At 52.7% G+C, this 26,156-nt stretch carries 14 protein-coding genes; 2 read left to right on the top strand and 12 right to left on the bottom strand.

Annotation, left to right across the window (positions count from 1 at the left end; all coding sequences use genetic code 11):
* Window positions 1–46: 46 nt before the first annotated feature.
* Complete coding sequence (locus ACYVIY_RS00425) at window positions 47–1,486, top strand: MOP flippase family protein (RefSeq protein WP_460974266.1); 1,440 nt, start codon at window positions 47–49, stop codon at window positions 1,484–1,486.
* Between the two features lie 44 nt (window positions 1,487–1,530).
* On the opposite strand, the gene ACYVIY_RS00420 is transcribed toward ACYVIY_RS00425, so the two are convergent.
* The 12 genes from ACYVIY_RS00420 to ACYVIY_RS00365 form a co-directional block, all read right to left on the bottom strand.
* A complete protein-coding gene (locus ACYVIY_RS00420) occupies window positions 1,531–5,562 on the bottom strand; it encodes a non-ribosomal peptide synthetase (protein ID WP_460974265.1) in 4,032 nt (1,343 codons plus the stop codon).
* 7 nt (window positions 5,563–5,569) lie between these two features.
* On the bottom strand, window positions 5,570–12,283 hold the full coding sequence (locus ACYVIY_RS00415) for an amino acid adenylation domain-containing protein (RefSeq protein WP_460974264.1): 6,714 nt from the start codon (window positions 12,281–12,283) through the stop codon (window positions 5,570–5,572).
* 99 nt (window positions 12,284–12,382) lie between these two features.
* Window positions 12,383–14,575: a GumC family protein gene (locus tag ACYVIY_RS00410; protein WP_460974263.1), complete on the bottom strand. Its 2,193-nt coding sequence runs from the start codon at window positions 14,573–14,575 to the stop codon at window positions 12,383–12,385.
* A 9-nt stretch (window positions 14,576–14,584) separates the two neighbouring features.
* Window positions 14,585–15,331, bottom strand: a complete 747-nt coding sequence (locus ACYVIY_RS00405) for a TolC family protein (protein ID WP_460974262.1) — start codon at window positions 15,329–15,331, stop codon at window positions 14,585–14,587.
* A 284-nt stretch (window positions 15,332–15,615) separates the two neighbouring features.
* Window positions 15,616–16,812: a glycosyltransferase family 2 protein gene (locus ACYVIY_RS00400; protein WP_460974260.1), complete on the bottom strand. Its 1,197-nt coding sequence runs from the start codon at window positions 16,810–16,812 to the stop codon at window positions 15,616–15,618.
* A gap of 207 nt (window positions 16,813–17,019) precedes the next feature.
* Window positions 17,020–18,531, bottom strand: a complete 1,512-nt coding sequence (locus tag ACYVIY_RS00395) for a phosphatase PAP2 family protein (RefSeq protein WP_460974259.1) — start codon at window positions 18,529–18,531, stop codon at window positions 17,020–17,022.
* Between the two features lie 15 nt (window positions 18,532–18,546).
* Window positions 18,547–19,449 carry a hypothetical protein gene (locus tag ACYVIY_RS00390; protein ID WP_460974258.1) on the bottom strand — a complete coding sequence of 301 codons (903 nt, stop codon included), beginning with the start codon at window positions 19,447–19,449 and terminating at the stop codon, window positions 18,547–18,549.
* 224 nt (window positions 19,450–19,673) lie between these two features.
* Window positions 19,674–21,224, bottom strand: a complete 1,551-nt coding sequence (locus tag ACYVIY_RS00385) for a phosphatase PAP2 family protein (RefSeq protein ID WP_460974257.1) — start codon at window positions 21,222–21,224, stop codon at window positions 19,674–19,676.
* Between the two features lie 8 nt (window positions 21,225–21,232).
* Window positions 21,233–22,126: a hypothetical protein gene (locus ACYVIY_RS00380; protein ID WP_460974256.1), complete on the bottom strand. Its 894-nt coding sequence runs from the start codon at window positions 22,124–22,126 to the stop codon at window positions 21,233–21,235.
* Window positions 22,127–22,189: 63 nt separating this feature from the next.
* On the bottom strand, window positions 22,190–23,314 hold the full coding sequence (locus ACYVIY_RS00375; protein WP_460974255.1) for a hypothetical protein: 1,125 nt from the start codon (window positions 23,312–23,314) through the stop codon (window positions 22,190–22,192).
* A gap of 270 nt (window positions 23,315–23,584) precedes the next feature.
* On the bottom strand, window positions 23,585–24,124 hold the full coding sequence (locus ACYVIY_RS00370) for a hypothetical protein (RefSeq protein ID WP_460974254.1): 540 nt from the start codon (window positions 24,122–24,124) through the stop codon (window positions 23,585–23,587).
* Between the two features lie 90 nt (window positions 24,125–24,214).
* A complete protein-coding gene (locus tag ACYVIY_RS00365) occupies window positions 24,215–25,000 on the bottom strand; it encodes a DUF2490 domain-containing protein (protein ID WP_460974253.1) in 786 nt (261 codons plus the stop codon).
* A gap of 143 nt (window positions 25,001–25,143) precedes the next feature.
* Here ACYVIY_RS00365 and moaA point away from each other — a divergent pair, with 143 nt between their 5' ends.
* Complete coding sequence (gene moaA, locus ACYVIY_RS00360) at window positions 25,144–26,124, top strand: GTP 3',8-cyclase MoaA (RefSeq protein WP_460974252.1); 981 nt, start codon at window positions 25,144–25,146, stop codon at window positions 26,122–26,124.
* Window positions 26,125–26,156: the final 32 nt, after the last annotated feature.

The raw sequence follows: 26,156 nt of genomic DNA, 5'->3' as shown, positions 1-26,156 counted from the left end.
ATCAGGCGTCTCCCATCAACAACGAACGTATCAATAGCGGACCTGCATGAGTAACACAAGTAAAGCAATGAATGGAGGAAAGTGGATTACAGCGGCCAGCGTTGTATCAACTTTGTTTCAATTTGTCCAGGTCGCTATTCTGGCCCGACTGCTAAGTCCTACGGATTTCGGGATCGTCAGCATCAGTAACCTGATCATTGCTTTTTTTCAGATTTTCTCGAACCTGGGGTTTTCCAACTCCATTATTTACAAGCAGGAGAGCGACCGAAAAGTCTTGTCAACGCTTTATTTCCTGAATCTGCTGGTGGGCTTTTTCATGTATGCTGCCATTCATATCAGCAGCCCATACATTATCTCATTCTACCACGAACCCAAGCTAGCGGGTGTACTCAATCTGTCTTCGTATTACTTTCTCATTGCTTATTTCGGTCAGTTGTATCTGTTTCTCCTCGAGAAAGAACTTAAGTTTAAATCGGTAGCCATTATCGACATCGTTGGTACGGTGATCGGCTCGGCAACCACGATCACACTGGCGTATGGCAATTATCATGAACTGGCGCTGATTATCGGCTCGTTGACGATGCAGACGGTCAAGACCATTTTACAAATCGTTTTTGGCTTTAAATTCTTTTTCCCAGTCGCGTACTTCAATCTGCGCGAAGCGAAGGAACATCTGCGGTTCGGTATCTTCAACCTGGGCGATGGCCTGATTGGCTTCGTCCACTCGAACGCCGACAACATTTTTATTGGGGGTATGCTGGGCGTAAAACTGCTTGGCTACTACACAATCGCGTATCAGTTAGCGGTGTATCCAACAACTAAACTGAATCCGATCATTTTACAGGTAGCGTATCCGATATTGGCGAAGATGAAAAACAATACGGCGGGCCTGCAGAAAGCGTATCTGAAGATTCTCGATTTCATTAGTTACTGCAATCTGCCGTTGTTAGCCGGTTTGTTCATTACCGCCGATAGTGTCGTTCCACTGGTGTACGGGCCGGGTTGGGAACAAACCATCGAGCTAATCCGGATTTTTGTTTTTGTGGGTATTTTCAGTTGCCTGAGCCATCCGTTGTTTACGCTGGCGTTTACCAAAGGCAAGCCCAATCTGCTGTTCTACCTGAATCTGGGGACGCTACTGGTCAAGATTCCACTGGTGTACTGGCTCGGTACGTACTGGCACGTTACGGGCATTGCCGTCGCTTTTCTGCTGACTACCCTGTTCAACCTGCTGGCTAATTTTGTGATTGTTCACTATCTGGTGGGCAACTTCATGCGCGATTTCCTCCGAAACATCGTCAAACCGGTTCTGTTCTGCCTGATTATGGTCGCCGTCGTCTTCGTGTACAAGACATTTATCGGGTATACGGGACTGCTCAATACGTTGTTTGAAGTGGCACTCGGCGGGATCACCTATGCCCTGCTGACGCTGATGTACAAGCTTTCCTTCAATGAACTGAAAGCCTACCGACAAGCTTTGTTATAAAGCTGATCAGTAGGCTTTCATTGGCTCCCCCTCTCATTACTCGGTCAGGACTTATCCAGTGCCTGTTGCAGCGCCTGGGCAAACACTTTATCGTTAGGCGGCAGCAGCATCATCTCATGGTCGCCGGGTACTTCGTGTACGCGTACGCCTTTTAAGGCATATTTCCGCCAGCCCAGGTATTTGTTATCCTCTACAAAATAGATACGCACCTTCGCCTTGAACAGATCTACTACGCCATCGTAGGGCTTCATTACGTAGTTCTGATAGGCAATTTCGTGCTTCTCAATAATGCGATCCAGCGCGGCCAGCCCTTCGTCAGGCTGCGTTTCGGTGTGTAAGCCCGTTAAGCCGAGGAAGCTCCGGACGTGGCGCTCCAGAAACTGCCACTGGTATTTGGCAGTGGTGGTAGGGTCCTGAATAAACGATTTGGCAATCCAGATTGACTTCGGGAACTGGCGAATGATCTTACGGCCGATCCGAACCGGCAGCGAGTAACGGGTCGTCGACTCCTGCGCGTTGGTATCAAACATTGCCAGTAATTTCACCTCCTTACCCATGTCTTTCAGTTGACGGGCCATCTCAAGGGCAACGTACCCCCCAAACGAGTAGCCTGCAATGGCATACGGACCCGTTGGATTCTGCTCCAGCACTTCGGCAACGTAACAGGCCGCAATGGCTTCCATGTTGTCGAGTGGCTCTTCTATACCATCCAGCCCGCGGGCCTGCAACCCATATATCGGTTGCTCGGCGTCCATATATGCTACCAAACTATTGAAGTTCAGCAAGTTTAGTCCGATACCGTGTATAATATAAATCGGAGCTTTGCTGCCCTGCGGCTTGATCGGCACCAGCGACTTCCAGCGGGTTGGCGGTTTCTCGTCCTGCACCAGCTTCGCTAATTTCTCAATGGTGGAGTACGTCATCAGCGTCGATAAAGGCAGCCGTTTTCCCGTTTCCTTCTCAAGTCGTGTCATGACCTGAACGGCAATCATCGAGTGCCCACCCAACTCAAAGAAGTCGTCGTGGATGCTCACTTTACTAATGCCTAAGGCATCGGCCCAGATCGCAGCAATTAGCTTTTCTGCGTCCGTAACCGGTTCCGAAGCGTTACGTTCTTCAGAGCGTATCAGTGCCGCCGGTTTTGGTAGGGCATTGCGGTCAACCTTTCCGTTTGGCGTAACCGGTAACTGCGCCATGTTCACGAAGTCGGCGGGTACCATATAGTCGGGCAAGACCTCCTGCAACTTGGGTCGCCATGTCAGCACAGCTTTGGCAAAAGCCTCATCGGTAACGGGCGTCTGGCCGACTACGTACGCCGTTAGCCGCTGGTCGCCCGGGCGATCTTCCCGCGCAATGACGAGCACTTCTTTAACACCCTCCTGCTTTAATAATGCCTGTTCGACCTCCCCGGGCTCAACCCGATAACCTCTGATTTTGATCTGGTGATCAACCCGGCCCAGGCAATAGATTTCGCCATCGGCCATGAATTTACCCAGATCACCCGTACGGTACATCATCCCCGAACCCGAGCGATCGAACGGGTTGCGAACGAACTTCTCCCGATTCAGTTCCGGACGATTCAGATAGCCTCTGGCAACACCATCGCCAGCAATATAAATCTCACCAACGATACCCTCCGGCACTACGTTTAGCTGCTCGTCGAGTATGTAAATCTGGGTATTGTTGATCGGTCGACCAATCGTAATAATCTCATCGGTAGGCAGAATCTGCTTTCCGGTCGAGTAAATGGTCGTTTCGGTGGGCCCGTACATGTTCCAAAGCGTACCGCAGCGTGCCGTAAGCTTCTGAGCCAGATCGAGCGACATCGGTTCACCACAGCACAGCACCTTCACGGGCAACTGTTCTTCCCAACCGGCTGTTAGCATCATCTTCCACGTAACCGGTGTGGCCTGCATAATGGTGACCTCGCCTTCACGCAGAATATCCAGTAGAGCACGGCCGTCTTTAGCCGTTTCCGCGTCGGCCAGCACGAGCTTAGCGCCAACCAGCAACGGAAGAAATAGTTCTAATCCGGCAATATCGAACGAAATGGTCGTTACGCCCAGTAAGACGTCATCGTTAGTAATACCGGGCCAGGCGATCATGCTATACAGCAAATTGACCAGATTCCGGTGTTCAATCAGTACGCCCTTGGGCTTACCCGTCGATCCCGATGTATACAGAATATACGCCAGGTCGTGGCCGGAAGCCGTGACAGCCGGGGCCTCAGTCGACAACTCACCCGCATCCGCCAATACGGCCTCAATCAGCACTTCTTTAGCCCGATGGGTAAGCCGACCCGCATACCGGCGGGACGTAATAAGCATACCGGCCGCCGAGTCAGCCAGCATAAACGCAATGCGGTCCTGCGGATAGGCCGGATCGATGGGAACGTACGCAGCGCCCGCTTTCAGGATGGCCAGCAACGTAACAATCAATTCGGGAGATCGATCTAAACTGACGCCGACCACATCGCCCACGCCGATTCCCTGCTGCTGAATACGATGCGCGACCTGGTTGGCTTTCTGGTCAAGTTCCTGATAGGTAAGCGACTTTCCATGAACAGATAAAGCCGTTTTTTCGGGATAGGCGGCAGCCGTCTGAGTCAGCAATACCGACAAGGAAGTATCGTGCGGGTACGAGGCTGCCGTATTGTTCCAGTGAGCCAGCTTCCGGCTTAACTCGTGCCGATCGCCTAGCCGAATCTGTTCAATTTGTACAGCCGGATTAGCAACGACGGTTTCGAGTAAGGCAACAAACTCGGTCATCATCCGGTCCACCGTCTGGGCGGTAAACAACTGGGTGTTGTAGGAGCACTCCAGTACCATCGACTGCTCCGAACCGGACGCATTCAGGGACAGTTCAAAATTCTCGAACGACCGGGGATTGCTGATTAATTGATACGTAAGGTCATAGAACGAAACCCCGTTATCCAGCCCAATATCGACGTTGAAGATAACCGGCACAAGCGGCATCCGCGACGGATCGCGTCCGATGGCAATCTTCTTTAGTAAATGCCCAAACGTTAACCGTTGATGCTCCAGCGCATCCAGAAACTGGTTTTTCCGGACTTTCAGCAAATCAACAAACGACTGTTCGTTACTGATATGACTACGTAACGGAAGCAGATTGACGCAGTGTCCAACCAATCCCGGATTGTTCGTAGCCGATTGGCCAGCACTCGGCAGCCCCAGCACAACATCGTCCTGACCAGTCAGCTTATGGAGCAATACCTCAAAGGCCGTCATCAACGTCGTGACGAAGCTACAGCCTGCTTTAATGCCCATTTTCCGAACCGCCAGCACCAGCGCATCGTCGATTGGGAAATCGAGTCGGCTGCTCGCGTACGTCCGGACGGATGGCCGCGGAAAATCGGTCGGTAAATCCAGAACGGGTACAGTTCCCGTATATTGATCAACCCAGAACTGCTCGATTTGCCGGTACTCTTTGCTTTCCGTAAACGCCAGCTCATCGAGTGCATACTGGCTATACAGGGGCGCGGGTGGCAAATGGGGCGTGGTCCCCTGCGCGTAAGCCGAATATAAGGCACTTAAATCCTGTAACAGCACCCCCAACGACCAGCCATCGCAGACGATGTGGTGGGCTGTCAATGTGAAATGATAGTGGCTATCCGATAACTTGATAAGGCCTGCTTTAAACAGCGGCCCGTTAATTAAATCGAATACATGCAGCGCATCCTGTTTTACGTAATGCCGAACAATCTGTTCCTGTTCTGTTCCACTTTTTGCGGAGCAGTCCTGGTAGGCTAGCCGAACTGGTACGTTCTGAAATACGCAGATTTGACGACCATCGGCACTGAACGCGGAACGGAGGGCTTCGTGGCGGTTTACGAGTTCCGCCAACGCCCGTTCCAGCGCGGATGTATTAATACGTCCGGCAAAGCGGAGCGATACAGATTCGTTGTAAGCTCGATTGGCGTCATCTCCCCCAAACTGGCAGGCAGTCCATATTTCGAGTTGAGGCTCGGCAGAGGGTGCCAAATGCACAATCTCCGGTCCCGAAAACGGGTCGAAATCAACGGCAATCAGATTTACGTTGGTAGAGCTTGCCACCATTCAGGCATCAGTTTAATTCTACTTGCATGTATTTACCGGGCTGATCGGGGTTAGGCATGAACCAGGCTGGATTTCCATTCTGATCACGACCTAGCCGGGCACCAGGAGCCGGTGGGGTATTTCCAGCAAAAGTTAAGCCATTTAATTTGCTTTTAATGTCGGCCGCTGGAGTGCCCTGTAAGAAACCGGCTTCGATTAGCTCATCTAAACTATCAGTAAATTTACTAATTATTAAATCTATTTCCGGATTAGTATGCGCTTCCGTAATGAAACACGGGAATCCATCCCAGATATGAATACCTTTTTCACGCATTAGCGTAAACAGTAACTCTCCATAAGGGACGTCTTCTTTGAATTTTATTTTCCAAAGGGAACCAAACTGAGCCGCAAACATGGGAAGCTGCCGGTGGTTTAGCACCGTATTGATGGCATCGGCGAGCCGTTTTGTTTTACGGGTCAGCTCCTGTTGCAACTGAGGTCCCTGGTCTTTCATGTATTGCAGGGAAGCTTTGGCAGCCGCCAACGCCAGCGGATGACGCACGAATGTACCGGCGAAGTACGTAACACCGACTTCAGGAATAGAGCTGTCGCCGTATTGCCAGAAACCACCGTCGAGTGCATCCATAAACTCGCGCTTGCCGGCGATAACCCCGATTGGTAAACCCGCACCGACCACTTTCCCGTACGAGCCCAGATCGGCTTTGATACCAAACAAGGCCTGCGCACCACCGGGGTGCATCCGGAAGCCCGTAATCACTTCATCGAAGATAAGCGCCGTACCTGATTCGGCGGTTATGGCCCGAACTTGTTTCAGGAAGTCGATCGGTACAAATTCGGGCCGACGGCTCTGCACCGGCTCAACCAGAACGGCGGCTAACTCATGCGCCCGTTCGCGGATGATGGCCAGACTTTCGTCAGTACCATAGTCCAGAATGAGCATGTTCTGCACCGACTCGGGCATGATACCCGGTGCGGCTGGAAACGATTTAAGCTTTTTCGTACCCCGTACGAGCACTTCGTCCACGATGCCGTGGTATGAGCCCGAAAAAGCGACGATCAGCGAACGGCCCGTTACGGTCCGGGCGATGCGCATGGTCCCCAGTACCGCTTCTGAACCGGTATTGCACAGGGCAGCCCGATCGGCACCGGTCAGTTCACAGATCAGCTGGCTGACCTCACCGGCTAATCCATGCTGCGGGCCCACTTCGTAACCTTGTTCAATCTGATCGTGTAACGCCTGCTTAATCATCGGGGGCTGATAGCCAAACATATTCGAGCCAAATCCATTCAGGGCGTCGATGTATTCGTTGCCGTCAATATCCCACAGCCGACTCCCGGCCGAGCGATTTACGACTAACGGATACACGATTTCTTTGGTAGTTGGCCGAAATCCCGACACAACCCGTGGATCAGCCATGTGCGAACGGTGTTCCTGAGCGTATGCCTTACTGCGGCTTGTCTTCTGATTATACCGTGTTGTCAGCTGCTGGAGAAACTCCGTTTGCTTATGAGTTAAGCCAGACGCCTGCCGTTCGATACGCGCTGTGGCGCCGAACGGCTTTTTCAGTTCGGCGGCCTCTTCGGGGCTCAGATCGGCCTGGGAGACCGTTAGATTCGATGTAGCGACTGGATTTTGATTAGCCGAAGGCGGTGTGGATGCAACAACAGATGGCGCTGTCACCGGCACTACGTGTCCCGGGTTCATTGCCGGTGGTGCCTGTTGAGGACTTTGCAGCAACGCAACCTGTTTGGCCAGTAACTGCAATTGCTGGGCAATCAGACCGATAGCGCTATCATTCGGCGCAGTCGGCGTGCCTTCATAGCTCATCACCGGAGCTGGTGCAGCAAGCGGCTGCGCAGATGGCATTGGCGTTACGTGTGCTGGTGCCGGGGTAGGCTGGTACCGTTCAGCAGGTAGTTCCCGATCGAGATACGTAGCCAGCAGTTCGGGCGTTGCGTAGTCGCTGGTCAACTGGCGGAAAGTTATCGGCAGGCCAAATTCTTTTTTGAGTGTCAACGCAACCTGCGTCAACAAGAGCGAATCGAGACCAATCTCCAGAAAACTTTCATCGGGTTTTACGTCGGTCATCTCAATGCCCGATGCATCTTCTAAAAGCGCCTTGACTTTGTCTAGTAATACAGTCTTTCTCATAACTGGCATAGGTGTTACGGGTACGGAAGGCGGTAAATGATCCAACGTGTGGACAGGCTGACCCGTAATTTGGACAGCCGTGGCTGGTTTCGTCACCACCGGATCGAGCCAACAGCGTTTTTTGTTAAAAGCGTAAGTAGGCAGCCGCAATTTAGTTCGGCGCTGATTAGCGTAGAACCCTTTCCAGTCAGGTTCCATACCGTGGAGATACAACTGGCCCAGCGTAGTTAATATCGATTGATAAGCCGTCAGGTCATCGTCGTGATTGCCCAGCCCGGCCAGAATTATAGGTGGCTTCGTACCGGCTTGCTGCCGGGCCAGCGTTGCTCCGGTATGACCGGGACCGACCTCCAGAAGAAGCGGCTGATCCAGTTCAAAAATTGTGTTGAGCGCATCGGCAAAGCGGACTGTTGCCCGCAGGTGCTTAGCCCAGTACTGCGGATCGGTGGCTTCAGCATCGGTCAACCACGTACCACTCACCGTCGAGACAACAGGCTTTTGCGGGCGATTTAACGTAACACTGTCCGCAACCGTGGCAAACTCGGCCACAATCGGGTCCATCATCACCGAGTGAAACGCGTGGCTGGTCGCCAACAGGCGATTAGGGATTTCCTGTTCGTCTAACACACGCGCAAAGTCCGCAATGTGCTCGTCGGGGCCCGCCACGACGCATAATGTATGGCTGTTGATGGCCGCCATTGACAGCTCAGTTGGTAGCAACGTCTGGACTTTTTCAGCCGCCAGCCGTACCGACAGCATACTGCCACGGGGTAATTCGCTCACCATGCGGCCACGAGTAGCAATCAGTTTCAGGGCATCGGCCAGACTGAAGACGCCCGCCAGATGAGCCGCGACGAATTCGCCAATACTATGTCCGCAAAACACAGATGGTTCAATTCCCCAACTCATCCACAACTGCGCCAGGGCGTATTCGACCACGAACAGCGCCGGTTGTGTGTAGCGAGTGTTTCGTAGCCGCTGTTCAGCCTCCGAATCAATGACTTCGGGATACAGGATCTGACGGATATCTCTGCTGAGATACGCGTTCAGCATATCGGCGCACGTATCAACCGCCTGTCGGAAGACGGGTTCATGCTGATACAGAGCCCGCCCCATGTTAACAAACTGCGCCCCCTGACCAGGAAACATGAACACGACCTCGCCCGGTACGCTTCCATCCGCCGTCTGATTCGTTTGACGCGCCGAGTTAAGCTTATCCTGTAGCTCAGCGGTGGTTGCCCCAACAACAAAGGCCCGGTGTTTGAAATCAGGGCGCGTGGTCTGGAGCGTGAAAGCGATATCGGCCGGTTGCAGGTTCTCTGACGTATTGAGTGCGTTCGCTAAGCGTTTCGCGTAGGCATCGCGGCTTTGCACCGACTTCGCCGACCACGTAACGAGCTGTACGGGCCGTCCAGCGTCTTCGGCCAGTTGGGCAGCCGGTTCGGCTTCCTCCAACACCACATGCACGTTTGTTCCACCGACGCCGAACGAGCTGACCCCTGCCCGTCGCGTATGCGCCTGCGACGACCAGTCGGTTAGGGTGGTGTTCACGAAAAACGGGCTCGTGGCAAAGTCGATGGCGGGATTAGGCCGGTCGAAGTTTATAGACGCCGGAATCTGTTTATGGTATAAAGCCAGCGTCGTTTTAATCAATCCAGCCACACCAGCCGCCTGGGTTAAATGGCCCATATTGCTCTTGATCGAACCAATTGCGCAGAATTGCGTACGATCCTGATCGCCAAACGCAGCTTTTAAGCCCTCAATTTCGATGGGGTCGCCTAGCGGTGTAGCCGTACCGTGCGCTTCTACGTAACTGATGGTCGATGGATCAAAGCCCGCGTCTTCAATCGCCATCCGGATGGCCTCAGCCTGCCCGTCGGCATTGGGCGCCGTGAAGCTACCTTTGCCGCCCCCATCGTTGTTGACCCCAATTCCTTTAATGACAGCGTAGATCGTGTCGCCGTCGCGCTGGGCAGCTTCCAGACTTTTCAGCAGCACAACCCCGGCTCCATCGCTGAAAACGGTTCCCTGGGCGTCGGCATCAAACGATCGGCAATGCCCGTCGCGGCTCAGCATCGCGCCTTCCTGATATATATGGCCGCTATTGACTGGCGACGTAACGCTGGCTCCACCGGCCAGAGCTACCTCACACTGACCGCTCCGAATGCTCTGAACGGCCTGCGTTATTGCCAGCAGTGAGGTAGAGCAAGCGGAATACACACTCACGGCGGGTCCCTTCAGGTTTAGCTGGTAGGCAGTCCGGGAGGCAATGTAATCTTTCTCGTTTAAGGTCATTACCTGAAACGGACCAACCTGCTCGACCACGTCAGCATGGCCCAGTACGTTGTTCAGGTAATACGTATTATTCCCGCAACCCGCAAAGACGCCAACCCGCCCACTGTAATTCTGCGGCAGATACCCCGTCTGTTCCAGCGTTTCCCAGGCAATTTCCAGGAAGATGCGCTGCTGGGGATCCATGACCTGCGCCAGGCTCGGGGGTATACCAAAAAACTGCGCGTCGAACTGATCGACTTCGTTTAAAACACCCCGCGCTTTTACGTAAGACGGGTCGTTTTTGATCCGGTCGGGTATGCTAGGGTCAAGTTCGTCGGCGGTAAAGAAACGCGTTGTTTCTTTACCCGCTTTTAAGATTTCCCAAAGTTCGTCGACGGTGGCAGCGCCCGGAAAACGACCACTCATGCCAATCACGGCTACATCAGTTTGATGCGCCGACGGACGGGTTGGTTGAGACTGCACGTTCTCAGCCACAGTTGTTTCAGGCTGTAAATACCGAACAATACCCGCTATTGTTGGATACTGATACAGTTTGGTAACGGGCAACGTGTACTGATGCTGCTTTAAGTCGACAACTGTTTTTTGGGCTAGCAATGAATTCCCACCTAGTTCAAAAAAATTGTCATCGACACCAACCTTGTCAAGCTGTAGCAGTCGGCTCCAGATGCTCGCAATCGTCTTTTCCAGCTCAGTTTTGGGCTTCCGGTAGATTCCGCCCAAGTCTGACCGCTTCCGTTCGGGCGCAGGTAACCGCTTCTTATCAACTTTGCCGCTGGTCGTCCGGGGAAAATCATCTAGCCAGACGAATGCAGAGGGCATCATATACTCCGGCAGACGCAATTCGACCGCCTTCCGAAGAGCCAGACTATCGGTTTCATCGGTCGAGGACAGCAGATAAGCAACCAACTGCTTTTGACCATCGGCTCCTTCGCGGGCAACAACTACTGCCTGTTTGATGCCGGTCGTCTGGTTGATCACAACTTCGATCTCGCCAAGTTCAACCCGGTGGCCCCGTATCTTCACCTGGTCGTCGCGCCGACCCAGAAACTCGATGGTTCCGTCGGGTAAGTACCGCGCCAGATCACCGGTCCGGTAGATGCGAACGGTTCCCTGCTGGGGAAGGGTCAGGGCGGTAAACTTCTCATTCGTCAGTTCGGGCTGGTTCAGGTAGCCTTCGGCCAGACAAGCGCCACTGATGCACAACTCACCCACTTCGCCGTCGGGCAATATGGTTAACGTATCGTCAACAACGTAGAGAACTGTGTTATCAATGGGTTTACCGATGGTCGGCAACGGTGGCCACGACGATGGGTCGCCCTCCAGTTTCAGTTCGGTCACTACGTGGCATTCAGTAGGGCCGTACTGGTTATAGAGGATGCAACCAGGAAGAGCCGTAAAGAAGGTCGCGACCTGGGGCGTAATTTTCAACTGCTCACCAGCAGTCATGATCTCACGCAGAGCCACCGGATAATGCTGGTCGGCAACGGCCGTTTCGGCCAGGAACTGAAGCGCGACAAAGGGAAGGAACAGGCGGTTGACTGCCTGTTCATCTATATACGTTAATAACGCATTCGGATCGAGCCGTCTGCTTTCGTCAATCAACACTAGGGTTCCGCCCGTACACAGGGTCGCAAAAATCTCCTGAAACGATACGTCGAAACTTAAGGGAGCCAGTTGCAATGTACGCGTATCGAGCCCGGCCTGCGAGTGCTTCGCCTGCCATTGCAGCAGGTTCACCAGCGGACCATGTCCCATGCACACGCCTTTGGGCTTACCAGTCGAACCCGAAGTATATAGTATATAGGCAGCTGTTCCCTGCTGCGGAGTAAGCGATTCGACGTTAACGAATTTCTCTTCAGCCGTAAGCATCTTTAAACCAACCTGTTCAAACGTAGCCCTGTGCTGATTCGTGGCCAGGCAAAGCTGAATTCCCGAATCGGTAGCGATCTGGCGAAGCCGTTGCTCCGGATGAGTTGGATCCAGAGGCAGATACGCCTTTCCAGCTTTGAGCACCGCCAGTACCCCGATCACCATCTCGATGCTACGGGCGCTGCTTACGCCCACGAAAGCGCTGTCGGCCGTCTGACTCGCGTGCAGAATCGCCTGACCGAGCTGATCTGCCCGTTCATTTAGCTCGCGATACGTTAGCTCGCGATCACCGTAACTAACGGCAACTCGATTAGGGTATTCACGCACAACCGCTTCGACAAGCTCCTGCACGAAGCCCGTCGGGAAACGAGTTTGGTCTATGCCAGATCCATTGAAAACATGCATATAGGTACTTGTTTTCTGAGAGGAATAAGCGTCAATCCCTACAAGCTACGGCTTATAGTGTTCGATGCCTACTTGTGTGATTGGTCACCTCCCAACAACCTATGGCTCGTTGCGTTGAGCCTGTAATGTATAGTCTGGCCGCTCCAGCGGCTTTCTGGTCGATGACATCCGAACGGGACTGCCAATGTAGTTGCCCCCTACCCGATTCAGAATCATAAGGATAGGCTGACTGGTTACCCGTACGAAAAGGCTCAACAGCTGCTTTTCGGCCCGTGCCCACGAACTATTAGCGTCAACCACCAACAGCGACAGCGCACTGCCTTTCAGCAGATAGCCCGGAATTTGATTATTGATGAGTGCTGGTAATTCGAGAATAATGCGATCGTAGCGAGTCGCATCAAACCCATATTCATGGTCGAGCAGGTAATCGATACTCGTTACGTTCATAAAATCCGGCCGAATGGTGTAGGGCAGTAACGTAACGCCCTTCATTACTTCCCGCTGTTCTTTACCCGTGACGCGAGGATAGCAATATGCCACCTGCTGATCGGCTTCTACGTACAGATCAATCAAGCGATTCGCTACCCAGGATTTCCCCTGCTTTGACCGAATACTGAACATCGTAATAATGGGCGGATACGGCTTAGCCGTTACCTGAGCGATTTCGATATTGATCGTGTTGAACAGTTGCTCAAACATATCGCAGGCCGCCATAGTCGCTTTCGAGAAAACGCGAGGCTTTTTGATCACCGGGAAAAACGCGGCTGTAGGCAAGCCGATCATGGCTTCGGCCTGGTCGGGCGAGTAAATCCGTTTGTCCATCAGGAAGCCGATCGCCGTAATCAGCAAGGCAATGAACAGGCCTACGCCGAACCCAATCGCTATCAATTGAAACCGTTTGGAGGGCATGGGCATAACCGGAAAATCCGGCGCATCCATAATTTCCAGCGTTCCGCCAATGGCGACGTCCTGCCGACGCGTACGGGACTGATCTACGTTCTGAAGCAGATCGAGATATTCTTTCTCGGCTACGCTGAGTTGCCGGTTCAACTGGCGGAGCTGCGACCCAAGCGGGCTATACTCGTTCAGCTTCGCCTGGTATTCACTCATGCGCTTCTGGTAAAGCTCCAGCCGGGCCGTCGACTCTTCGTATTCGAGTACTTTAGCTAACCGGTCGTTGGCCATCGTCTGGGGTGGAACAGCCTCCGGCGAGTCGGTGGTGGCATCGTACTTCAAGGCACTAGCCTTCAACTCCTCTGATGCCTGCGCAACCGCAGTCTGTAAACGGCTGATTACGTGTTTAGGCTGGCCATACGCCCGGGCATTGGCCAGTTGGCTCTCCGCTTCGGTGAGCTTACGTTGTTTGGCATTCAGTTCGTTATTAGCGGAACGGACGCTGCCCTGCTGGCCCATGCGCTTGTTTAACGCATCCAAAGACGCCTTGGCCGCTTTCTGCCGCATTAACTCCTGACTGTATTCGTTCGAGAGCACCTCATTCGCCGACGCTACGTTCTTAGCTTCTTCGTCGAAATCCATAACCTTATGCTTCACACTAAAGGCACGGAGATTGGCTTCGGCCCGATCGAGGGCCGCTTTGGCTTTTTGCAGTTTAATTTCGTAATAACCGACTACTGAGTTTGTTTCGGATGTCTTCAGCAGCGTATAGCGCTGACTCAGGAATTTGATCGCGTACTGAAGCGTTCGCTGGGCTACTGCCGGATCGTCCGACTCGTATTCCATCAGCAGTACGTCATTGCTGTTTTTCCGGGCGGTTGCCACCAGGTTCGCGCTTAACCGATCGAAGGAGTAATAAGAATCCGATTTCAGCAGCAGCGTTTTGATCGGGTTGTCGTTCGGGCTTTTCACCAGACTATCGAGCGTCAGCCGCAGCTGCGTCGAATCACCCTGGATCGGCAGCATGAGCCGCCATTCGGCGTTAACGGTCTGTTGCAATTTATCGAACCCGGCCGCAGCGAGTACTAGTGAATCGGGCTGTTCGAGCCGCAGATGATCGCTAAGTAAGCTGATGCCAACCTGCAGCAAAGTTTCCTTTGAATTCAGCGTTGTCAGCAGGTTATCGAACGCACCCGCCGATCGGTCGCCGTAGCCCGGTATTTTATCCGAGAGTAATGAATACCGCGAGGCCAGCCCCGTATAGAGCGTAGCCTGTGATTTATACACCTTGGGCTGATTCCGGGTAAAGTACCAGGCGGTAGCCGCCGTGATCACCGGAATCACAATGAACCACAAACTGTATTGTTTCAGAAGACGCTGAAAGACCTCGATATTCATAGAACCCTGTTAATTACGTTTCAACCGCTGAATGGGCATTCCAACCAATATCTCGAATTGGTGGACGTTCTTGATGAAATTTCCTTTCGCCTGTTCAGAAGTCACTTTCGCCTGTGCGTAGCGGCTGGTAGCCCCAGCCAACGCTTCGGCCGTTATCTTACTTTTCTGAATTTCAGACTCCGCAATCCGCAGAGCCGTTAAGGAGGCCTGCTCATCCGTTAACAGTACTTTCAGAATCTGCTGCGCCGTGATCATGTCCTGATAGATGTCGCTCATTTCCCGCTTGATCTGCAACTCAACCGTTTCTTTCTGAACAACAGCAGCCCGATAATTCGAATAGGCCTGCCGAGTTTGGTGCTTACGCCCAAATACATCAAACAAGCTTACCCGTAAATCTACCCCTACGCGATAGCCATTCGCAATCTGATTGATGTTACTGGTCTCTCTACCTGTAGAAATAATACCTTGGTTACCAGTTGAGTATCCTGTGTAACCGGATACGTTCTGAAGAATTTGAGCCTTAGCTATCGAATACGCTGAGTTTAACGAATTAGCCACTTCGTTCTGATATTTAACCAGCGGAGAGTTCGCTACGGCCACTTTATACAATTCGTCGAAAGGGATAAGCTGAACCGCGATGTCCTGATCAACGTCGAGGTATACCGTATCTACCGGCTGACCGGCTGTAGCCTGGCCGAACATCATTAGCCGTCGGCCGCTCATTGTCTGGGCCGAACAAACCAAAAACGAGAACATGCCAATCAGGAATGGCAAACTAAATCGACGGCAAGAAAACGGTAGGCAATCGAGTAAACAAAATCTCATTTCAGAACAATTTGCCGAGGTTTACGTATTTGCAACCTACGAAGATAATCATTAACCAGTAATCCGGAACTCCTTCTGCGCCAGTCGGGAGGTAACTAAAATCAGCAGTGATACCCTTGGAACAGCATTTTATCTATTAACTAAATAGACTCCCTTACCTTTTGACGATTTATTCGCCTACGTGTCACATAAAGTTTACAAGGTGCTATTGTAATTTACCTTGATGTTTCTACGTCACGCTTAGCCTGGTGCGGGGTTGGCAAAAAACTCTTGAACGCCTTCCGCATATTGAACAGGGCCCGCGCAAAATTCAACATCAGGACCGGTATGAGCAGCAGTTCGCGCATCGTTACCCGTTTCCACAGATAGCCGGGAACCGAAATCAGCAGCGTGCCCACCAACGTCAATAGCAAAATCAGTGGCAAAGCCCAGGCAAGTGCCATACCAGTTAACAACCCCAATACCGCACAAACACCTAATACGCCCAGCAGCAGGACTCTGGGCAAAACCAGCGCCTGCACAATCTTGAACGTACTGGCCATTCGACCATGAACGAATTCGGTTAGGCCCCGACGAAAGTAGTTTGTTAAGAATTGCCACTGAGCCGCTATCCAGCGGGTGCGCTGATTTTCGAATACTGCCCGGTTGGCAACCTTCTCGTCGTAGATAAACGCTTCTTCCAGATAACCAACCGTAGCGCCGTGGAGCACAATATTCATTTCTAACTCTTTATCGTAGCCACCCATCGTTCGCAAGTCAGCCATAGCAGCTTTCATCAGGCGCGTTTCGATGGCCATACCCGACCCAATGATCGAAGACGACAACCCAAGCGCCCGGCTGCCCTTTCGGAACAAATGATTGTTGATTTCTTCGCTGATGGCGTCCAGGATGGCCACGCTAGTATCGGTGTTTTTTGCCACCCGATGCCCTTGTACCGCGCGCCATCCCTGTTCGAAGGCGACATTGATGCGGCTTAAAAAATCCGGAGCCATGTGGTTATCGGCATCAGCCACTACCAGCAGATCGTATACGTCGTCGGGGATACGGGCCAGCGCTTCGTTGATCGCTTTGGATACGGTAGACACTTCGAACGAAACCGGGATGACCTTAATCGGTAAGGTTGCCAACTCCGATAACGTAGCGGGTTGCAGCGAATCGGCAATGACGATCAGATCAAAGCGGTCAGCCGGGTAGTCCTGCTGTAGATTTACCCGAACTGAGTCTGCAATAACCGCGTCCTCTTTATAAGCCGGAATCAATACGCCAATCTTGCGAAATAGGCGGGGAGCCCCCACCAGCGGCTTGTCATCAGCACGGCCAATCCGGCCCGCAATGGCAAACACGGCTAGGTACAGCACCGACAGGCCAAGATAAACCAGAAAAATCAGATACAAGCTGTAAAGAACGTGCATAATCGGTTGACGATCAGCAGGTAGATTTCGTTACGTAACTAATCGAGGAGCCCGAAAATGGACTAACTGATTTAGCTATTTAGTAAAGTAAACCGGAGTTTTAGAGAACACTTTTGTTCTTTTTTCAGAAAAATCCGAATTATTGCTACTGATCGACAACATTTTGACGGAGAACCTCGCCAAAAGTTACATCTAAATTGAAGTATCTTATTTCGCCCCGTCGGTCCGGGCCCAATCGACAGCCAGTTTTCCGACTGCATTGCCTGCTTTCGCGCCCTCGTCAATGTCGAACCGGTAGTGTACACCGCCATACAGCCGGGACAGCGTGGCTTCGTTAGCTTGATTTGTTATAGCCGTGGCTTCGTCCGGAAAGAGAAAGCCCAGCACTGTAGAAGCCGCAGCGGCAAACGTAGCATGTTCCGCAATATAGCTGGGCGAGTTCGGAATCAGGACAGCCGTCTTGATCGTAGGATCCACCTGCGACGGACGAGGCACAAAGTACTTGTATTTGGTTTGCCAACACAGCATGGCTCCGTCCTGCAACGCCCGATTCATCAGGGCGTAGGTGCGGGCAGTTCGCAGTTCGTTCTGCCGTCCCTGCCGAACGTACTCTTCCGCGAGGAGATTCCAATGCCCTGGCACAGTGTAGGTCCCTTCCCCATCGTCCCAATAACTGGCAATCCGATACTGCTCACGTGTCCGGGTCTGGGCAATTTCGCGTACTTCGGTTAAGGCTTTCTGAAAATCCGCCGAAGTTGTCAGCGGGGGAGCCGGCGGTAAACTTCGGGTAATGGCGGTCGAATCATACCAGGCTTTTACGTTACCTAATAAAGGCAACACAGGTGGCCGCGCGGGTATATCTAAGCTCGTCCACTTCGTATCGTAGGGCGCATTGGTCCGTTTCGTCACCCAGGTTCCGGTCGGGTCGAGTGCCGAAGCAAACCGGTCGGCTTTCGCATACATCATGACCTTAGCCGCTACGGCAGCGGCTAACTCTTCACCTGCTTTCACATCACTCGCTACGTTCACGCCAGCCCAGATGCGACTTTGTTTATGTTCGACTGCTTTTGTTTTCAGGAAAGCCGCTTCGTTCGGAAAGAAAAAAGCCAGCACCTGACTGGAAGCTTCGGCAATCGCTGCGTCTTCCGACGGATACGACGGTACGTCGGCCACTGGTACCTGCGCTGATACGCCCTGCTGTTCCAGCGACGGCCGGTTGTACTGGTATTTCGCCCGCCAGGTAACCACCAGCGCATCATACTGCGCTACGCTCAGTAAAGCCAGAATCCGGGCAGCCAGCGGAGCGTTGGTAGAAGGCTTCGCCGGATCATACGGTGCGTACTGTCCAGTCGCTTCGTTAAGAAGTGGTGTTGTATTATACTTCGAAATCAACTGCCGGGTGATCTGATTCCAACGTAACACACCGCCATCGGCCCAGTAACTAATGGCCGTTAATTGCTCAGGCTGTAGACCAGCAACGCCACTCTTTATAGCGGCCAATTCCCGTTGGTACGATTCGGATGAAACAGCGGCCGGTTGCGGCACACTAATTTCAGCGGCCGACTTCAACACGATTGGCCGCCAGTTGCCACCGGTAGGGTCAGCCGTCGCTGGCTCGCGAAGGGGTAAGATTCCTTCGGTAATCACGGGCTCTTTGCATCCGGCCAGGCAAAGCAGGAAGCCAATCAGCCCGAAAGTCGTTTTAAAATAGTTTCTCATCCCGAAAATCGAACACTATATACCTACAACAATACCTCCGCTAAGCCGGGTGGCTTTGCCGATGTTCCGACCGCCGAGTGTTGTACTGTATGTACCCATAAACCCAAATTTCTTCACAATAGGGATGTACAACGTTGCACCCGCCCGCGTAAAGCCAACGGCATTGGTCGGAAACGGAATGCCCGGCCCAATGTTCGTGCCTTCGTTGTAAGGCGTTTGCTGTTGAAACCAGCCGTCTACGTAAAAATGCTTCGTGGCCAATCCACTACGTATAACCAAATCGGCAACATCGGGCACATTGGCTTTTGAGCCGCTATTGGGATTAAGCTGACTGGGATCGTAATAATTGACAATTCGGTCGAGGGTGACCTGCCCGCGCCGAATGTAGCCATACTGACCCGTCAGGAAAAAAATGCCGGCTTTCAGGTGCAGCATCGTGCGTCCGTCGATGTTACGTGAGCCGCGCCCGATCGTGACCAACCCGTCAGTGACGTAATTTTCAAGCGGCATCGTATAAGCCAGGGCAAACAGCCATGACAAACGGGCTTTCCCGATCTTGTAATCATACGCTTCCCAGCGCAGAGCGGCCGAGAGGTCCTGAAAACCTTCCTGTTTCTGCCAGTATCCCGCGCTGGCTTCGGTACGTACGTACGGAGCCGATACGACCAGATCCAGATCATACCCTAAGCCGTAAACGCCGTACAGGTTGATAGCTTCGGTGGTTACTGTGCCCAGGTTTGGGTCCCGCGTTTCGGTGGTATTACTGTAATACGTATCGAACGTTTCTTTTGAGTACGTTACCGCAAGGCTGGCTTTCCGCTGCCCTCGCATAAAGCCGTCAACTAAGCCCTGCGCATGCGTTTCCTGAGCAGCAAAACAACTAACGACAAGTGCGAACCGGATTAGTGTAGATCGCATATAGTGGTATTAGATCGAGTAAAGGTAATGGTAAAGCGTACTCACCCGATATTCGACGCTGGATTCTGTCTAACCGGCCCTGTTTTGCCCTGAAGCTGCTTAATACCGATTTAGGATAGCTATTATGTTTAACGGTTAGCGGCTGAAAATAATGCAGGGGCGTAAAAACAACCTCAACTAGCTGTTTTTATGCCCCTGCCGAAATGTAGTCAATCTGCTATAGCTTACAGTCCTGATCCATCAGCCTTGCCACGCGCTACGGCGTAGCTGCCAATACTCTTCCCACATGCCAGCCCGGCCGTACAGTCAGAACGGAAGTGGATCATCCCGTATACGCGGGAATCCGAAGCTTCCTGAGCTTTTGCCCAGTACTCATCGGCCCGCTCCGGAAAGATACTTCCCAGCACGACGGCAGCAGCCGCCGAAAAAGTTGAGTGACCCGATGTATAGGATGGAAAATTAGGCAGGCCCACCGACGTTTTTACGTTAAACTGCTGAGGCCGGGGGGTATAGTAAAAATATTTAGCATCCCAGCAGCAAATACCGGCATCCTGCAAAGCCGTACCGACGAGCGCTAACGTACGTGCCATACGCACCTCACTATACTTAGCTTCATGAGCCGCATTAGCCGCCATGCGGAGCCAATGACCCGGTGGCGTGTAGCTACCAGCCCCATCGGCCCAGTAGTTGGCAATACGAGCCTGCTCGCGGGTTTGGTTCTTTTGAATCGACTTTAGTTCATCGAGTTCACGGTTAAACTGTTCGCTACCAGGTAGTGGAGCCGGGCTAGGCCGTAGCTTCACTTTGGTCGCTGCGTCGAAGTTCCACGTAGCAACGGCCCCGTAGTTCGGCAGCATGGGCGGACGGGCAGGCAGTTCCTGACTTACCCATACGTTTGTCTGGCCACGGCCTTTGGCCGCTTCGATCATACCCGCGGTGAGTGCCTGGTTGTTAGCGGTCCCCATGCCATCGGTTTTAGCGCGGCCCATCACTTTAGCAGCTACCTGATTACCCAGATCGGCCCCGGCATCGAGGTCGCTCGTTACGTTCATGCCCGCCCACACACGGCTGTTGCGGTGCTCGGCCAGCTTCGCATCCAGAAACGGTCCTTCACCGGGAAACATCGCTTTGAGGATGGTATAGGACGCAGCCGCTACCACCGCATCTTCCGACGGGTAAGCGGGTAACGATGAAGCCGGTAGAGCTACCCGAACCGTTGGGTCGACCTTCGACGGAGCAGCGCGTTTGAACTTGTACTTGAAATCCCAGGCGCTCACCAGCGCATCGTATTGCGCAACACCCAGGTAGGCCAGTGCTCTGGCTGCGTACGGTGGGTTGGCGAACGGAAACTTCGGATCGGCCAACGGATTGGCGGCATCGGGCACGGGGTACTTACCTTCTGCGTTCGAGGCTGGCGGCAGATTGTACTTGGCGGAGAGTTCACGGCCAATCTCATTCCAGCGGTATACCGCTCCGGCTCCCCAATACACAACAGCCTCCTGTTGCTCAGGGGTTAAGCTTGCCGACTTTGATTTCAAATCGGTCAGCTCGGCCTGATACTGAGCCGACGTAGTCGACGCCGGAGCCGCCAGCGTTACGTCGGCGGGAGAAGTAAGTACGTATGTTTTCCAGGTGCCTGCTTTTTCGTCTACGCTGGAGGGCGCATAGCCTATACGCTGGGGTTCCTCAATGCTTTTATCGCAGGATATCAATACGGACGATACACCCGCCAAAGACAGGCTTCCGATCAGTAGGTTACGGATGATTGATTTCATACTCTTGTTTACTTGAATTTAAACTGATACAACAAACCGACCGAATAGCTGGTACTCTGACCTACATTCTGTCCACTAGTTACGTAACCGACACGAGCGTTGACACCGACGTTGCGCGGCTGGAACTTACCGTACCATCCAACTACGGTTGCTTTCATATTATTGGTCGGAAACGGCATATCGTTCCGGCGAATGTTATCCCCACTCAGGCAGGAACTTTGCTCGGCGAATACCTCGGTCTGCAAGCCTTTCCGCAGAACGCCCAGCCGCACAGCAGCGTCGTAGGTGTTCGGAACACTCACTTCGTTGGTGTTATACACCCGATCATCGGCCTGATACGCATCCCGGTCGACGTGAATGTTACCCCGCCAGCCGTACGAACCGTGGGCCGTAATGTAAATACCCGTTTGCGGATGTTTGTAATTAGCCAGCAGTCGCCCCGTCAACGTACGGCATTGCAGGCCAATCGACATTGGCATGAAATCAGCGACGTAGTTGCCCACCGGCAGCGAACCGCCCACCAGAGCGTTCAGCGAAAAACCGCCTTTCTGGATGGCTTTTACTTTAAGCCAGGCCGAAAGGTCCTGAAAGCCTTTCTGCCCCATCAGATTACCCGCGCTTGTACTGGTCCATACGTACGGAAGGCTCAGAATAACGTTGACCCGGTTGCTGATACCGATAGCGGGCATAACCATGGCGCTTCGGGTGGTGTGCGTGCCAATATTCAGGTTTTCGCGTTTGAGGCTATTTTCCCAGTATTGGCTCCACGAACTCTCGCCGTACATGGCGGCTATACAAATCGCATTTTTCGACATGTAAATAGCATCGTGGGGCATTTGTGCCCAAGCCGGAGCTGCAATTAGCAATGCGCCCGTCAGGATCGTGTACAGGTGTTTTTTCATAATAGGTACGGTGAACAAGATAGGGGTGACGCTACGTTGTTCAGCGCAGCGTCACGTAACGAATTAAAACCAGCGGGATACGTTAACAGAGATTAAGTAATCGGCAAAAGCAGCATCGCCCTGACGAAGTCCGAGTGGGTCGAGTCGATCCGAATAGCTCTTAATCCGGTTGCGGTAAATAGCTACGGGAACTGTAGCTGCTATAGACGTCTTATTCCGCATATAAGCCAAGCCGGGCTCAACCGAAACAATGTAGCCTGGGCGCCGGAACCCTTTACTTCCACCAAATGCGTCGATGGCTGGAACCCCTTCTACCCGACCGCCGAGCATAACGGCGAAACCAGGAATAGCGGCAATTGACTGACTTAACCCAACCCGAGCCGCAAACTGATCAGCGACCGAGAACGTACCCGTTACCAGATCGATCGTGGTTGCTTCGGGGCTCCGGACTACGCCGTTGGTTTCACGCGGATTGAACAGATAGAATCCATTGGCGTAGGCCGTTAAGCCTTTGGTTAACTGAACATACCCTTGTAATTCAACACTGGCTCCAACACCCCCATCGCCTAGTTGAATGGACTGATCGACGGGTTTATTGATCGTATAATCGGCTCCTTCTTTCGTCAGTTTGTGGAAATTGTCGGTTACGCTGTAGTTCCCCGTTGGCAGCTTAATCCCCAAGCCTACGGCCAGATTGGCCTTTGGTAAGGCGGCCGGATTGACCAGCCAGTAGCTACCCGAAATCCGCAGATCGCCGATACCCCGCGAGCCGGTGTGAAAGCGTTTCTGATCGGGATTCTGCGCAACCGCATTGCCGTAGTGTTCGTACAGTGATGAACGGTCATTGTCCTGAATAGGCAGGTTCGCCGAGAAGGACAACCGGTGATTCACCATATACGTAATGCCCAGATCAATGGCGTGTGATACGTTGATTACCTGGGTCCTCTGTTCAACGCGTTGTTTCTGTTCAACGTCGCCCACAAAGTGCTTGTAGGATTTAAAGAACCGGTACCCTGCCGACACCTGCCAGCGGCCCGTACGTTGCTTGAAGAAATCAGCGGAGTTCGTACCCACTGGAGCCGCAGAGCTCATGTGCCGTACTGCAACGCATCCCTGTGCTGATGCCGGGGCATGCGCCATAATTATATATGCTACTGCTAAAACGCTGGTAGAAATTACTTTTTTCATGAAAATTGGAAACCGCGATGGCGGTTGGTTGCCGTTTTAAAGGTTTTCGACAGGACGTGCGTAGAGTGATGTCAGGCGACATCCGATCCGTTGCGCGTGTATGCTACGTGCTCATCATGCACTATAGTCAGCCCAGGACATACGTAACAGACAGGGACAGCCTCCCGAAACAGGATGAACTGAACACAGCCGGTCCAAAGACAACGTGCATAGGGGCAATCCGGCAGTCATAGCCAGATCAGCCTGTTGAGCGTAAGCAGGAAATAACCTTTATACCTCCGGCGGAGGAGAATGAACAGGCAGGGCTCGGGATTCCGTGACAAAGTCATGCACAGGAATACGAACAGCATCGCGCCAGGTGGGGAGAAGAAAACAGAAAATGGCTCGTGGACTAATCGAGTATTCTTTCAGCAGCAGCTTCAGAAGCTGGTTTGACTTGCGGTTCGAGTCGGTGGTGCCCGCAACGTGGTCGTTCAGGAATGAAAGCAGATCACTCTGCCAGAAGGATCGGTCAGCGGATTCCAGACCCGCAATGTGCAGCGTATCGCCCCGAACTTCAAGGCTCACTACGTCGTAATAATGCCCCCGGTACGTAAATCCATCGGATGTTGTACTGGTAATGGCGTTGGCATCCGGCTTGTCTTTGAGGGGGATCTGGAACTCGACAATACTGTCAACCGACCGGTACACCAAGAGCCGTTCTGAGAGGTCGTGTTCGGCTTGCCACCACGCTCCCACGCACACAAGCACATGTGCCAGTGTGTGGTACAGCAGCAGCCCGAAGAGACCAATAGAAACGACTTTCTTCACAAATTACTCAGTTAAATAATACCAAAAATAATACTAATATTTCAAACAATACAAGTACTACGTAGTTACTCCACAGTTTTTCCGGAAAACTTATGGAGTATATAGCCAAACTCCAATAGCTGACAGGTCGACGTTTAGCGCCCAGGTGGTCTGTATCAGGTGCAGATGCCGGTGGTTTTGCTGAGGGTTTCGGATCAAATCCTGGAACATGTAGCCTACTTCAATTTTACCCAGCTTACCCGTATTATAACCTAATCCGCCATACACCCAATCTTCACCGTAAAACGCGTTCTTCGAACGGATCGGGCCATTCTGCGCCCCAGTCAGACAAAAGAAAAACTCGTTGGATGCTGACGCATAGAACCCCGTTGCTTTTACCTTCGGATCGTACAGTGGCAGATTAAATCCAATCTGATAACGGACGAGCGTTGCATACGACCACTGGCCGGTTCGCCGGTTGAGCGGGTAGCGCTCTTCGTAGCGTAACCGGTGCGATAATTTGGTGCGACCTAAGCTGGGTATATCATGCGTAGCGACCGCCTGTGCCCAAAGCCGGTTTTCGTGTACGTGCAACCCGAACAGATTATGCTTCACATAGGCGTAGCCCAAACCGGCCTGCACTGTCGGCGAAAATTTATAACTCAGGCTAGGTTGAAGATAGTATTGAAGCGCTGTCGCCGGAAATTCTTTGGTCTCAACACGCTGATGAAATGCATCGATTGTGGCCGATACGTACAGGTTGTATTGCAACCGCTTTCCTAAACTACCCGATTGAGAGATGGCTGGGAAGACGCCGTAAAATGTCCAGTCCTGCACGATGCAGGCGGTATGAAAAGCCAACAGACACAGTACGTAAATAAACCGCAGGAAGGACACAAGCTGGTGGGTAGGTTGGCTCTGCGCCAAATTGTACGCCAACTAATTCTAGGTCAGCGAGTTGGCCAGCTCTTCGCAGTAAAGGCGGTCATTCCATCAACGGTGCAATCAAAATTCGTAGTTTTGTGTTAGTCTGATACCGCATGATTTACGATAACCACAATCGCCCGATCACCTACCTCCGGCTCGCCGTGACAGATCGCTGTAACCTGCGCTGCTTTTACTGCATGCCAGAGGAGGGTATTACGTATCTGCCTAAAAAGCAGCTCCTGACCTACGAAGAAATGGAGCGGGTGGTTCAGGTGCTGGCACGGCTGGGCGTATCGAAAGTACGTATCACGGGCGGGGAGCCGTTCGTTCGTACTGGCCTTATGGACTTTTTACACCGGCTGGCTGCGGTTGACGGACTGACGGACATTTCCATGACAACAAATGGTGTCTTAACCGCACCACACGTTGCTGATCTGGCCGCCCTTGGCGTTAAAGCCGTTAATTTAAGCCTTGATACGTTGGACCGGGGCCGTTTCAAACAAATTACCCGGCGCGACGAATTACCGGCGGTACTAAAAACCCTCGATGCGTTGCTTTCGGCTGGTATTCAAACCAAAATCAACGCCGTGGTTATGGACGGGCAGAATACGCAGGACCTGATTCCCCTCGCTGACCTGACGCGCGCCTTGCCGGTTGATGTTCGTTTCATCGAAGAAATGCCGTTCAACGGCGAAGGGAGCCATTATCCCGTATTGAACTGGACGCACAAGCGTATTGTAGAGGAAATACAGGCTCACTTTCCAAGCCTGCAAAAGTTGCCCGACCCGCTGTATTCAACCTCGGCCAACTACCAGATTCCGGGTCACCAGGGTACAATCGGTGTGATTGCCGCTTTCAGCCGGACGTTCTGCGGTACGTGTAACCGCATTCGGCTCACGGCGCAGGGAACGCTTAAGACCTGTTTGTACGATAACGGCGTGCTAGACGTTCGCGCTTTACTCCGGTCAGGGGCTACCGACGACGAATTAACAGCCGCTTTTTTGCGTGCCTTCGCGCACCGCCCGGCCAATGGGTTTGAGGCTGAGCAGAATCGGGATGTCGTTACCGAGTCGATGGCTACCATTGGCGGCTAGTGCCACTTACCAGCCGCCCCTGAACGTAACAC

The sequence above is a fragment of the Spirosoma knui genome (genome assembly GCF_054780635.1).
The sequence above is the reverse complement of the archived record's forward strand: the minus strand, read 5'-3'. Positions and strand labels throughout refer to the sequence as shown.

What these genes read in the sequence shown, in the direction of transcription:
- ACYVIY_RS00405 (WP_460974262.1), bottom strand. Translation starts at nt 15,331, where the DNA reads ATGTTCTCGTTTTTGGTTTGTTCGGCCCAGACAATGAGCGGCCGACGG.
- ACYVIY_RS00390 (WP_460974258.1), bottom strand. Translation starts at nt 19,449, where the DNA reads ATGCGATCTACACTAATCCGGTTCGCACTTGTCGTTAGTTGTTTTGCT.
- ACYVIY_RS00375 (WP_460974255.1), bottom strand. Translation starts at nt 23,314, where the DNA reads ATGAAAAAAGTAATTTCTACCAGCGTTTTAGCAGTAGCATATATAATT.
- ACYVIY_RS00415 (WP_460974264.1), bottom strand. Translation starts at nt 12,283, where the DNA reads ATGCATGTTTTCAATGGATCTGGCATAGACCAAACTCGTTTCCCGACG.
- ACYVIY_RS00400 (WP_460974260.1), bottom strand. Translation starts at nt 16,812, where the DNA reads ATGCACGTTCTTTACAGCTTGTATCTGATTTTTCTGGTTTATCTTGGC.
- ACYVIY_RS00385 (WP_460974257.1), bottom strand. Translation starts at nt 21,224, where the DNA reads ATGAAATCAATCATCCGTAACCTACTGATCGGAAGCCTGTCTTTGGCG.
- ACYVIY_RS00420 (WP_460974265.1), bottom strand. Translation starts at nt 5,562, where the DNA reads ATGGTGGCAAGCTCTACCAACGTAAATCTGATTGCCGTTGATTTCGAC.
- ACYVIY_RS00425 (WP_460974266.1), top strand. Translation starts at nt 47, where the DNA reads ATGAGTAACACAAGTAAAGCAATGAATGGAGGAAAGTGGATTACAGCG.
- ACYVIY_RS00395 (WP_460974259.1), bottom strand. Translation starts at nt 18,531, where the DNA reads ATGAGAAACTATTTTAAAACGACTTTCGGGCTGATTGGCTTCCTGCTT.
- ACYVIY_RS00380 (WP_460974256.1), bottom strand. Translation starts at nt 22,126, where the DNA reads ATGAAAAAACACCTGTACACGATCCTGACGGGCGCATTGCTAATTGCA.
- moaA (WP_460974252.1), top strand. Translation starts at nt 25,144, where the DNA reads ATGATTTACGATAACCACAATCGCCCGATCACCTACCTCCGGCTCGCC.
- ACYVIY_RS00410 (WP_460974263.1), bottom strand. Translation starts at nt 14,575, where the DNA reads ATGAATATCGAGGTCTTTCAGCGTCTTCTGAAACAATACAGTTTGTGG.